Annotated in this window: 8 protein-coding genes; 2 read left to right on the plus strand and 6 right to left on the minus strand. The window is 40.8% G+C overall.

Features of this window, described 5'->3' with window-relative positions; all coding sequences use genetic code 11:
• Positions 1–38 precede the first annotated feature (38 nt).
• The 4 genes from IPJ09_01985 to IPJ09_02000 form a co-directional block, all read right to left on the minus strand.
• Positions 39–2,195 (minus strand): gliding motility-associated C-terminal domain-containing protein, encoded by a 2,157-nt coding sequence (locus IPJ09_01985; GenBank protein MBK7370213.1) that lies wholly within the window; start codon positions 2,193–2,195, stop codon positions 39–41.
• 91 nt (positions 2,196–2,286) lie between these two features.
• Positions 2,287–3,069 carry a hypothetical protein gene (locus IPJ09_01990; protein MBK7370214.1) on the minus strand — a complete coding sequence of 261 codons (783 nt, stop codon included), beginning with the start codon at positions 3,067–3,069 and terminating at the stop codon, positions 2,287–2,289.
• On the minus strand, positions 3,066–4,241 hold the full coding sequence (locus IPJ09_01995; GenBank protein MBK7370215.1) for an aminotransferase class I/II-fold pyridoxal phosphate-dependent enzyme: 1,176 nt from the start codon (positions 4,239–4,241) through the stop codon (positions 3,066–3,068). The genes IPJ09_01990 and IPJ09_01995 overlap by 4 nt, the downstream gene beginning before the upstream one ends.
• Complete coding sequence (locus IPJ09_02000; protein ID MBK7370216.1) at positions 4,238–4,657, minus strand: OsmC family protein; 420 nt, start codon at positions 4,655–4,657, stop codon at positions 4,238–4,240. The genes IPJ09_01995 and IPJ09_02000 overlap by 4 nt, the downstream gene beginning before the upstream one ends.
• A gap of 58 nt (positions 4,658–4,715) precedes the next feature.
• Between IPJ09_02000 and metX the strand changes: the two genes are divergently transcribed.
• Positions 4,716–5,717 carry a homoserine O-acetyltransferase gene (gene metX, locus IPJ09_02005; protein ID MBK7370217.1) on the plus strand — a complete coding sequence of 334 codons (1,002 nt, stop codon included), beginning with the start codon at positions 4,716–4,718 and terminating at the stop codon, positions 5,715–5,717.
• Positions 5,718–5,727: 10 nt separating this feature from the next.
• On the opposite strand, the gene IPJ09_02010 is transcribed toward metX, so the two are convergent.
• Complete coding sequence (locus tag IPJ09_02010) at positions 5,728–7,302, minus strand: DUF1501 domain-containing protein (GenBank protein MBK7370218.1); 1,575 nt, start codon at positions 7,300–7,302, stop codon at positions 5,728–5,730.
• Positions 7,303–7,307: 5 nt separating this feature from the next.
• Positions 7,308–8,957: a DUF1800 domain-containing protein gene (locus tag IPJ09_02015; protein MBK7370219.1), complete on the minus strand. Its 1,650-nt coding sequence runs from the start codon at positions 8,955–8,957 to the stop codon at positions 7,308–7,310.
• Positions 8,958–9,312: 355 nt separating this feature from the next.
• On the opposite strand from IPJ09_02015, the gene IPJ09_02020 reads away from it, so the two are divergent.
• Positions 9,313–12,366 (plus strand): TonB-dependent receptor, encoded by a 3,054-nt coding sequence (locus IPJ09_02020; GenBank protein MBK7370220.1) that lies wholly within the window; start codon positions 9,313–9,315, stop codon positions 12,364–12,366.
• Positions 12,367–12,382: the final 16 nt, after the last annotated feature.

Below are 12,382 nucleotides of genomic sequence, written 5' to 3' on the forward strand. Positions count from 1 at the left end.
AATTTTTCTCTATCCTGGTCCATAGGATGCAGGCAGGATTATCGAAGCAAGGTAACTGTACCACTGACTTCCTGAGGCGATCCATCTCCACATATATAGGTCATCCTGTAGAGATACACATCCGAGGCTGCATCACTACCACCGACCTTTCCATCCCAGCCATTTTCGGGGTCAGAATTATTATACACCAATTGCCCCCAGCGACTGTATATCACTAACTTAGTAATTTGCAAAGCCCCATCTGAATAGAAGAAAAAATCATTTTTCATGTCACCGTTTGGTGAAAATGCATTGGGTATTTTTTCTCTCAATTCAGCAGGCGAGATGCATGGAATCACTTGAATTGAAATAGTCGCCGCTATCGGGCACCCATTTACATCCGTTGCATCAAATCGGTATACCACTGTACCAGCCTGATTAGGTTTATCACGCAGTGTAAGAGATTTTTCTCCATTTCCATTTCCATTGACACTCCATTTTACATCAGTCACATTGCTGCTGATACCTACTGCATTGACGGTGACATTGGTACCTTCATAGACCACCCCGGTCGGGGTTCGTGTTAAAGAGAGACCACTGGGAGGACATACCACCACCAGAGTGAAATTATAGGACCACATACAACCATTTGCGTCAGTGACCTCCACTACTACAGGGTGATTTCCTGGTTTTATTTTTTCCAAAGTAGCTATAAGACTATTTCCCGGGACTGTAGTACCATCTATTGACCACTTCACTGCTCGCATCTGATCAGTACCCAGCAACGAAACTTTAATTGTACTTCCTGCAATAAATGGAGCGGGTACATCGGCTCCTAACCTAACTGAACTCGGTTTTTGAAAAACATTGGTAGTAATCTCGGTAGTTGCATCACAACCATCCTTCTTAGCTTCGACCTTATACATCTGCATACCATTAACCTTGATCTTTGGGTCAGGGCATTTTTCACAGCTTATCAAACCATCTTGTTCTGTCCATTTAAAATCTTTATATTCAGAAGAATCTTTATTGAAAACGATCTGTACAGTGGTGCCAGGGCAAACTACAGTATCCACAGGTCCTACTGGGATAGAGGGCTCTACTACTTTGATGTAAACACTATCAGTTTGTCGGCAAGCATTGTTTACAGTCGTCCTGAAGTAAGTGGTTGTTTTATCAGCCATCAGGATTGCGTTAAAAGTATCGGCTGGAGTCTGAAAACCATTTGAGGGGCTCCACATGGGCTTGATGCTAGGAAATAAATCTTTTGGATGTCCCTGACTGAAAAAGAATATACTGTCTCCCTGACAGTATTTATCCTTTTTAGGAAATATATTGATTTTGGTATCCCTTAGAGAATCCATCCTCACGAAAACAGTATCCGCTGCATGACATGTCCCGCTTGTAACAGAGACGATGTATTGTGCAGATTTAGGGGGGCCTATTTGTAAGTTGGTAGCATTGATTAATTGGCTGGTACTATCCAATGGACTCCAAACTACTGTGGCATTGGCTGGTGTGACACTGGCTATCAACCTGGAGGTGGCAGGAAAGCAAAGAAATAAGGTGTCTTTAGTATTGAGTGTGACGCCTATGGGTCGACTTACGACTCGAATAGTATCTTTTTCCGTACAGGCGCCTAAAGTGCCCGTTACTACCAGGTCAGTAGTCCGCAGCGGGCTTATAATAAAGGTGCCAGGAATTATACCTGGCTTTACCATATCCGGGGCACTCCAGGTCAGGATCGCTTTCTCTGCTGATGTAGTAGAAATAGTGAATGGCTCATTAGAACAACGGTTAAAACTATCTTGGACACCAAGGATTTTGATGATATGATCTTTAATTGAGATATTCAAGGTATCTGCAGACTGATTTTGGCCTAAAGCAGTAATGATAATGGTTTCCAGGCCTTCTTCTATACCATCGAAGATGGGCATTAGGTCAAAATCTTTGGAGGAGTCGCCGATAGCAAAAATGATCGTTGTTGGAATTGAATGTGTATAATCGACACCTGCAATTGCATTCCCACCAATTTTTACAACAACTGAATAAGGCGATTTAGCGGTACTGTCCAGCTTGAAGCGTATTCTCGAAAGTGGGCAAAGCTCATTGATTTCGGTGGAATTATCGACCAGGGCGATATCAATTTTTTGAGCATCGAGTAAATGGTTAAGAGAACAGAAAATAAATAAAAGCACCAGTCTTACAATTCTCATTTTATTGATTTGTGAAAGTTGACCAAAAATACATAAAATTATAACGAATGACCCTTGCAATTACTGCCCTGCAGCCTCAGTTAATTACGTATTATGGTTTTTTAGGAGTGATTTTGACAGATTCATTGACGATTCGGGACAATTCCTGCAGTTGATTGCCTACCCAGGCCATATCCAGGTCTTGTACTGGTATTGGTATAGAATCATTAATAGGTTTAAAATTGATATAATCCTGTACGATCATACCATTTACCTTCCTCCTATTGATGGCTTGTCTAAATCTGAGACCAGACTCATCTGGTTCAGTATAGGAGTACCCCATATAATCCAGCGTGTGATTTTTTTTATGAAACCAATACACATAGATGTCATCATGAATCATTCTGTCGGATTCATTTTGTTTGAAGGAGATTTTGACTTTTTCGTATGGTTGTTCCATCAAAGTCACTTCCCCCAGATATTCTTTGATAACAGCAGGGTCGTTTAAATTATAGGGCAATGCAAAAAAATAGAATATGGCGTTGACCGAATTAGAAAATTTGTCAATGTCCTTTGAGGTTAAATTTACAACTTTTGAGTTGATCAATCTGCTGAAATTACTGTTGGTGAGTTCATCATGAGTGAGTACACCGTTTTCATCCCAAAATCTTTCATATCTGTATTTGCCATTTGTTCTGGTGGATTTATAATACCGGTCTCTGAATTTGAAATCGATTGAGGCATGATCAAATAGTTGCACACCATGGGCTTTGATTGCCTGATCCACCAATCGTTGAGCAGGATCAGTTGAACTCGATTCACTGGTACAACCGGCAAGAATGGCAGCCACAGTAATCCATAAATACCAAATAGTTTTGAAACGATATTTTATCATAATTCTAAAGCAGTTATTATATCTTCAGTAATGTCATCAATATGTTCTAATCCCACGCTGATCCGCACGAGGTTTGGTGAAATTCCAACAGCCAGTCTATCCTCCTCAGTCAATCTGCTGTGAGTAGAAGAGGTGGGATGTGTAGCGATCGACCGGGTATCACCTAGATTTGGAGAAATGGAGATCATATCTAATCCATTCATAAATTTTAAAGTGCGAGCCATATCGCCCTTTATTTTTAAACCGACGATGCCTCCTCCTGCTTTCATCTGCGTCCTGGCCAGTTGAACCTGAGGATGATCTGCGCTAAACGGATAAAGCACTGCATCCAATGAAGGTAGTCCTTTTAAATTATTCGCCAATAGCTGCGCCTGGTTAGAATGAGCGTGCACTCTCAGAGAAAGGGTCTCCATGGATTTGCTCATCAGCCAGGCATTGAAGGGAGACAATGAAGGTCCGGTATGCCTGTTGAAGTAAGTGATTTTTTCTACCAGTTCTGCTTTACCTACGATGACGCCTCCGAGTACTCTACCATGGCCATCAGCGTATTTAGTAGCGGAGTGTACTACAAGATCTGCCCCAAAAATCATCGGTTTTTGTAATATCGGAGTCGCAAAACAGTTATCGACCACAAAGATCAAATTATGAGCAAGCGCGAGTGCTTTGGCTTTGGTAAGATCTGTGATCGATAGGGAAGGGTTTGAAGGGGTTTCCACAAAAAGCATCCTGGTGTTTTTTTGGACAGCCTGATCCCAACTATCTACATCCACCGGATCGACATAGGTGCAAGTGATTCCCCATTTTGGTAGGATATTGGAGAGTATTTGAGTGGTCGAACCAAACAAAGCCCTGGACGCTATAACGTGATCGCCCTGTACCAATAGTCCACCGAAGGTGCTGAAAATAGCCGCCATCCCCGTAGCAGTACCCAGCCCGGCTTCTGCCACTTCCAGTTTACAGAATTTATTGACCAGCTCTTCTACATTAGGGTTGGAATATCTGGAATATACATTAGCGTTCAGATTGCCTGCAAAAGCATCAGCCATTTTATCGGCAGATTCAAAGGCATAACTGGATGTGAGGAATATCGGTGCACTATGCTCACCATGCTGAGTCTGCTGCAATTGTTCACGAATAGCCAATGTCTCGTCTCTATATTGTTTTTTTGTCATTTCGAGTGAATGGTAAAGGATGTGGTAATAGGAGCGGTCTTTTTTAGGATCTGCGCTACTGAACAGTACTTATCTATAGACAGGGAAATAGCTTTTTCTACTTGCTTAGGGTCCAGTGAACCGTACAAGTCATAATGAGCATGGATTTTAGTAAACAAAGAAGGCACTTGATCCGGGTCCCTTTCAGCATCTATTTCTACATGGATATCCTCCAGGGTTTGTCTTAATTTTTGTAGAAAAAGTACAATGTCAATGGAGCTACATCCACCCAAAGCGGATATGAGTCCTTCCATTGGTCCCATTCCCTGGCCAGATCCTCCGACGGCTTCTTTTGCATCCATATGCATCGTTTTTCCGGCTTCGTTTACAGCTTCAAAATGCAGGGGCAGCCCTTGTCTCCTTAGTTTGATCTTCATTCAAAGAATAAAATTAGCCGCAAAGCTAATTGATTTATATTTTTGCCGTCCGATTGTGATTGAAAATAAAACTTTTCGCTCCCTGTCCTCATTTCCTTTGGAATGTGGTACCAGTTTGTCTTCAGTAGACATCAGCTATACCGATGTAGGAGATAAGAGCCAACCTGTAGTTTGGATCTGTCATGCACTGACAGCCAATGCTGACCCACAGGAATGGTGGCCAGGACTGGTAGGTGAAGGAAAATTACTGGATCCGGCTCGTTATCGGATTATTTGTGCCAATAATCTTGGTTCTTGTTATGGTACCACTGGCCCAACCAGCATTCCGGCTGGAGGAGTAAAAGCATATAAATCTGATTTTCCACTGATTACAATTAGAGATATCGTCCATGCGCATCAATTGCTACAGCACCATCTTGGCGTCAGTCAGATTCATCTCTGTATCGGAGGTTCCATGGGGGGGCAACAGGTCATGGAATGGGCGATTACGGATCCATATTTATTTAAAAATATTTGCCTGCTTTCATGTAATGCAGTTTTCTCACCCTGGGGGATAGCTTTTAATGAAGCACAGCGTATGTCTATTGAGGCTGGTATGGATAGTCAGGGCAATATCAATTTGTTGGGACTCGAAGCTGCTCGTGGTCTTGCCATGTTGTCCTATCGAAATTACATCACATTTGATTTGTCCCAGACTGAAGACGAAGACAAAATAGATGGTTTTAAATCATCCAGTTATCAACGGTACCAGGGAATAAAATTGAGCAAACGATTTGACCCTTACTCTTATATCACCTTAAGTAAAGCAATGGATAGCCATCATGTTGGTAGGAAAAGGGGAGGGGTACCTCATGCACTCTCCCTGATTAAAGCGAAAACAGCAGTAGTAGGTATCAATACGGACATTTTATTTCCACTATCAGAACAAAAATTGTTGGCAGATTATATTCCTGATGCTACCTTGGATAAAATACATTCGGATTTCGGTCACGATGGATTTTTGCTGGAATATGATGCTATCCAGGCAGTATTGCAAGACAGATTAGGTCTCCTATATTAAGATCTAATATTCAATCCCTCACTTTGGCTATTAATTTTACTTGTTGGGCTGCGCCTTGCTGAAATCTGACATAATAATTGCCTGTAGGAAGGTTTTCGGAATTCCAATCTAGAGTATTCCATCCTGGAGTCAGTTTGCCGGTGTGGATGTTTTCAATGATTTGGCCGCCAGGATTAAATATCGAAACCATACTATAGGTGCCATCAGACAGGAGTTTGATGGAGATTTTATTGACAAAAGGATTTGGGCTCACGCTCAAAATATTGGTACCTGCTTTTACAGTTTCTTCGTGGGTAGGTGTGGTCAGGCAGCCAAAGCTGGATTTGATGATTGGAAGTTTTTGATAAGTTTTGGTCAAGGCACTTTGTACATCAGCCTGGTTGACACAAAACCATTCTTCCAGGATACTGCCATACACTGATCTGAAATCATATTGCATGGGTATATTGTCATAGTCTTTAGCTTCTTTTGGAATGGTCGGATTCTGACCCAAAAGATTTCCTCCATCGATGGCATGACCGAATAACATGAGTGGTGCCGCTGCACCATGATCAGTACCCCGACTTGCATTGGATATGATCCTTCGGCCAAATTCAGAGATGGTCATACCGATGACTCTATCCTGCAATCCCAGTGCTTCAAGATCCTTGAGAAAAGCGTTCACTCCTGAAGAGATCGACTTTAATAGATTATGATGTTCTCCTTGAGTATGATCATTCTCAAGTACTTGATTGGCATGATTGTCAAAGCCTGAGATACTTACTTTATAAACGCGACTTTTTAATCCACCTGCGATTAATCGCGCAACGATTTTGAGCTGATCAGCCAGGTTATGGTCAGGATAGCTGACTTTATTTTGTGATTTGCTGTAAGCGAGTTTCATGCGTTCGCCATAAGAGTTTGATTGTCTTCGTATTAGGCGTACGTAACCCAGTTTTTCCCCATAAAGGTCATTGGGAAGGGGAGTTTCTATTCCTTCGATGAGCTTATTGAAGGAAGCAGGATCTGCAATGGTCACGCTCATACTGGTGGCCGGGCCCTGAAAAGTCAATGATTGTCCATAGCCAATCTCTACTGACAATGGATCCGGCATATCTTCGTTAGGAAATCCAGTAGGAAAATTTGGGTATTCGTATTGAAGATACCTGCCGGCCCATCCCGAACTCAATATCTCATCAGCATCGGATCCAGACATCCAAATATCGGTCGATCTGAAATGGGAGTAATTGGGTGACGGGTAGCCTACTGATTGAATGAATTTTATTTTACCTTCATGATACAAACCACGGATTTCGTCCAAGGCTGGATGAAATCCGGTCTTATTGGTAGTATTAAGGCTTAATATTTTTGCAGCAGGCAATGCCACCGAAGATCTGGCTTTGGAATACAGGTCATATTGGTCAAGCGGGATTAAAGTATTCAGCCCATCATTGCCTCCTTCTAATTGGATGATGACCAGTACCCGATCCGTATCTGTTTTGAACCAATCAAACCAACTATTGGACATGGGCCGATGAATATCCTTCAAGATGGATGAAGATATTATACCCCCTCCTGCGACTCCCAAAAAATCTCTTCTTTTCATGACCACTACATTAATTGAAATTCATCCATCTGGAGAATATATTGAAAAAATAATTTGAGTCTGATTTCGACTGTGTTTCTAAACATGGTGTCATTTACATTAGCTTTCCATGCACTCCATGCACTGGTCCAATAATAATCTGTCAATTGACCTGATAACAAGATTGATTTTAGATGGACTTTTACACTAGGGTCTATACTGGTGGTGAAGAGGGTGTTCAACACATCTTCAATTAAATAGTTAGGATCTGCTGCTCTTGGGTAACTATCTATATATGCTACCCAATCAATAGTAGCGACCTTATCACCCATTTGATACCCATACCAAACCAGGAGCTCTGAGTGATTACCTCTTTCGTGAATCGTGTGGGTACTGATCCAGGATTTGTCAAATTGCGGGTATTGATAGTAGGCGGGCCATCCTGAGACATTGGGTGGGTCACCAATATCCTGTTGTAATGATGTAAGGAAGTAATATAAAACAGTTTGGGCTTTAAACTTGGATTTGTACTCAGTAAGGTCCTGAGGAAATCTCATTTGGAAATGGCGATTAGCTCCCAGGATATAATCCATAGGAGATTTGATCATCGCTAATCTGAGGAGAGGGTCGAAAAAATGTTCAGAGGATAAAAGGGTCTGCAGCACAGGCAGTATCTCGTAATTATTTTCTTTAAATAGTTTGGCCAGAGGTTGAATGATATTGATTTCTGTCTGCTCAGAAATCTCCGGATAAACAAAATAGGTATAAATTTTCCGACAAATATATAATGCACATTCCGGATGTCCTACGATCATATCGATCAATTCATCCATTTCGGTCATACCATTGTCGCCAGCCCTGCCTTTGATGATGGTTTCCCCATAAAAGGAAGAAAATCTTTTATCACTTGTATCATGTGCCCAGGCAGCGAAAAATGTTTTAGGTTTGAGATAATCTGATTTCCAGCCGGTGAGTACTTTGGCAGCTGCTTTGATATCTTCTTCAGTAAATTTAGCATTGGGACCTTTGCCTATACAAAACAATTCTTGAAGCTCTCGGGCATAATTTTCATCCGGGGCGGTTTTATCATTGGAGTTGCCATTGAGATAAAAAAGCATCATAGGGTCTTTGGTAAGGTCCTTGACCAATTGCTTAAAATTTCCAAGAGCATGTTTTCTTAAGGTACTTAAGTAGTCATAAGACTGACGAGCATGAAACACACCTACCATTTCGACCGGAATATGATTGTGCCAGAACATGATCATTTTTTCAGTAATGGTTTGATCGTATAAAGCGAGGTTAATCCACCAGGTTTTAAGTGATAAAAGTCGGTAGTACTCTATTTTATCATCCCAGGCTTCGTTGATCCAGGTTTTGCCATCGGCTACAGTTGGTTCTTTAATGTCTTTGCCATCGGTATAATTTACAATAGGTGGGCCAGGTACCTGGGGTTTGCTAAACAAACTTGCGATCATAGAAGATAAGTCCCCTTTGGCTTGAAAAAGGCTAAAATCTGCTTTGGTCACCCCAAAAAGGGTTCGTCTTAACAAATGATTGATGGAGCCGGAATCCATAGGACCTACATAGGTTTGTAATCCTTTTTGCAGCATGTCAGACATACCTGGTCCTGGTGACATAAATGTCTCCTTAGTTTGTGATAATATTAGACTATTCATTTACAACTAAAGATAAGTGTATCCTAAATTGATAAAACAGCTTCATCGGCTACAATATTTGAAAAGTGATAAATAATTTTTCTCCATTCAGGAGCAGTTTCGAACTAGTTCTTAATATTTGATTATAATTTAAGTACTAAAATATTTTATAAACATATAATAAATTCTAACGTATCGTGTAGTAAACATGTAAAATATTTCAATTGACTAGTTTTATATATTTTAATTCTTTAATATAGATTTAACCTGTTTTAGAATTTAAATGACAAAAAACAGATAAACCCATTGATTTTTCTATATGATTTGCTATTTTCGACTCGGAAAATTTTTCTGATTAATTAAAACTTTTAAATGTATGATTAAAAAAGCTCTCTTATGTATTGGGATACTGTGCGCCCTATACATTCAAACTTTTGCACAAACCAGGACAGTCTCAGGCTCTGTCCTTGATGCTACAGGGGCAGGCCTACCCGGAGTAAGCGTGACGATTAAAAACACTTCTGCAGGTACCGTTACAGATTTTGATGGCAATTATACGCTCTCAGGAGTGAATAACCAATCAGTATTGATGTTTAGTTATATTGGATTTGTCACCCAGGAGGTGGCTGTAGGCAGTGCTGATCGGCTGGATGTCAATATGGCTGAAGATGCAACTTTGATATCGGAAATCGTTGTCACTGGTTATGGTACCCAACGTAAAAGTCAGGTCACCGGAGCCATCTCTTCGATATCCTCAAAAGAAATTTCGGAGATACCTATTACAAACCTTGCTCAGGCTCTCACCGGTCGGGCTTCCGGAGTAAACGTGACTCAATCTGGTTCTAAACCTGGTTCTACACCTAAGATCTTGATCAGAGGTCGTCGGTCTTTTAATGCAGGCAATGATCCTTTATACGTAGTAGACGGTATCCCGCTTTCTGCAGGTTATGATGATATTAACCCTAATGATATTCAATCTTTGGAAGTATTGAAGGACGCTACTGCTACTGCCATCTATGGAGCAAGAGGTGCTAATGGAGTAGTTCTGGTTTCTACTAAAAGAGGTTCTGCGACTAAGGGTAAAACTACGGTTACGCTGGATACTTATGTAGGCCGATCTGATGCATTGGACAAAATTAAGCTTTTCTCTGGTCCTGAATTTGCAGAATATGTAAGAGAAGCATATAGAGCTACAGGCGGATACAAAGATGCTGCAGGCAATCCGGTACCTACAGGGGTAGCTGATCCTGTGGCAGATTCTAAGGTAGCTGTACTTGGTGGAGATCCTGAAGTGGCCGCTGGTATCGCTGCCAATCGTAATACCAACTACCAGGACCTGATATTAAAGGCTGGCTTGATGCAGAACCATACTATTGGAGTACAGGGTGGTAATGATAAAACTGCTTTCTATCTTTCTGCTGGTTTTTTCCAGGATAAGGGAGTCACGAAGGGTCTTGATTATTCCAGGTATTCTTTAAGAGCTAATATTGATCACGACATCAACAAAGTGATCAAAGTAGGTCTTTCATCTTATATGATGTTTTCCGACAGAAATGGTGAAAGCCTCAACCCATATTCTTTTACCATTACTCAAAACCCATTAGGTAGTCCTTATAATGATGATGGCAGTCTTAGATTCTCACCGACCAATGATGCTTTGCTTACGAATCCGCTGTTTGAAATCATAGATGGTGCGCAAGTGGATAACCGCAAGACTTATCGTATATTCAATTCTTTATACGGTGAGGCTCAAATATTAGATGGCCTAAAATATCGGGTCAATTTTGGTCCTGATTTTACGCTGGAGCGCTATGGAAGATTTATAGGAAGTGCTACAAATGCCCGTAAACTGGGAGATGCTCAAGCGGCTAATGCAAACAATTTTGGATTCGATTGGACTTTAGAAAACATTTTGTCCTATACTAAATCATATGGTAAACATAACTTCAGTTTCACTGGACTTCAATCCATTCAAAAAGATCGTTTTGAATCCTACAATTCTTCTGTAACTGCTGTTCCTGCTGAGGCACAGCAATTTTATAGCCTTGGATCTGCAGGTGCTGTGCAGTCTATTGGTTCAAATCTGACAGAGTGGACCATCAACTCTTACATGGGTCGTATTAATTATGATTTTGATGACAAATATTTAATGACGCTTACACTGCGACGAGACGGTTCCAGCCGATTCGGCGAAAACACTAAATATGGTAACTTTCCCGGGATAGCTTTGGGATGGAACCTTTCGCACGAACCTTTTATGAAGTCTGTGAATTGGGTGGATTTGTTAAAAATCAGAGCAGGTTGGGGTGAGGTTGGAAATCAAGGGGTGTCTCCTTACCAAACTCAAGGATTGTTAAACCGTACTACTTATGCATTTGGCAATTCATCCGCCTATGGTTACAGACCAAATACAATAGGAAATCCTGATTTGCGATGGGAGTCCTCAGCAACAGCTAATATAGGTATCGATTATTCATTATTTAAAGGAAAACTACAAGGTTCTATTGAATTTTATCAAACTGACACTAAATCTCTGCTCTTATCGGATTTTTTGCCGGGTTCTACGGGATTTAATGCTGTGACTCGCAATGTTGGTCACACCAGGAATAAAGGTATTGAGCTCAATTTGAGTTCAACAAATATCAATACCAATAACTTTAGATGGACTACTGACTTATCTTTTACCAAAAATACAGAGGCAATCGTAGAACTGTATAATGGTAAAGTCGATGATCTTGGAAATCGCTGGTTTATTGGTCAACCACTTAATACATATTTTGATTATAAAAAAATCGGAATCTGGCAAACTAATGAAGCTGATCTTGCCAAATCGTTTGGTTCTGAGGTCGGACAGATAAAAGTTCAGGATACAAATGGTGATGGTAAAATCAATGCCTCTGACAGGGTGATTTTGGGAAGCGATATTCCTGATTTCCAGGCAGGCTTAACTAATCGATTTAGTTATAAGGGAATTGATCTGAGTTTCTTCTTTTATGCCAGTATTGGACAAGAGATTGTATCAGGATTTCATCAAAACAACAACGCATTGGCTGGTCGCTATCAGCAAATCAAAGTTGATTATTGGACCCCAAATAATCCTACCAATGAATTCCCTCGCCCAAAAAGCAACCAGGAATTTCCTGTACTAAACACAGCTATTATCTATTTTGATGGAAGCTTTATTAAACTAAGAAACATCAATCTGGGGTACACCCTGCCTTCGACCCTCACTAAAAAGTGGAAAGCTGAATCAGTTCGTGTTTTCACCAGCATTCAACAACCTTTTATTTGGTCTAAGTTTAGAAGTAAATATAATGGTGTCGATCCAGAAGCCACCATCACCAGCTCCGCTACCGGAACAACTGCTGTAAATAATGGAATCACCCCGGCGACCAGAGTAATTACTGCCGGTTTTAATTTCAAATTTTAATTTAAAAAATTGAATT

This window comes from Saprospiraceae bacterium, assembly GCA_016709995.1.
In the GTDB taxonomy this organism is placed as follows: domain Bacteria; phylum Bacteroidota; class Bacteroidia; order Chitinophagales; family Saprospiraceae; genus JADJLQ01.

Bases quoted from the DNA above. Each gene is read 5' to 3' on its own strand.
- IPJ09_02000 (MBK7370216.1), bottom strand. From the start codon at position 4,657: ATGAAGATCAAACTAAGGAGACAAGGGCTGCCCCTGCATTTTGAAGCT.
- IPJ09_01995 (MBK7370215.1), bottom strand. From the start codon at position 4,241: ATGACAAAAAAACAATATAGAGACGAGACATTGGCTATTCGTGAACAA.
- IPJ09_02020 (MBK7370220.1), top strand. From the start codon at position 9,313: ATGATTAAAAAAGCTCTCTTATGTATTGGGATACTGTGCGCCCTATAC.
- IPJ09_02015 (MBK7370219.1), bottom strand. From the start codon at position 8,957: ATGAATAGTCTAATATTATCACAAACTAAGGAGACATTTATGTCACCA.
- IPJ09_01985 (MBK7370213.1), bottom strand. From the start codon at position 2,195: ATGAGAATTGTAAGACTGGTGCTTTTATTTATTTTCTGTTCTCTTAAC.
- IPJ09_01990 (MBK7370214.1), bottom strand. From the start codon at position 3,069: ATGATAAAATATCGTTTCAAAACTATTTGGTATTTATGGATTACTGTG.
- IPJ09_02010 (MBK7370218.1), bottom strand. From the start codon at position 7,302: ATGAAAAGAAGAGATTTTTTGGGAGTCGCAGGAGGGGGTATAATATCT.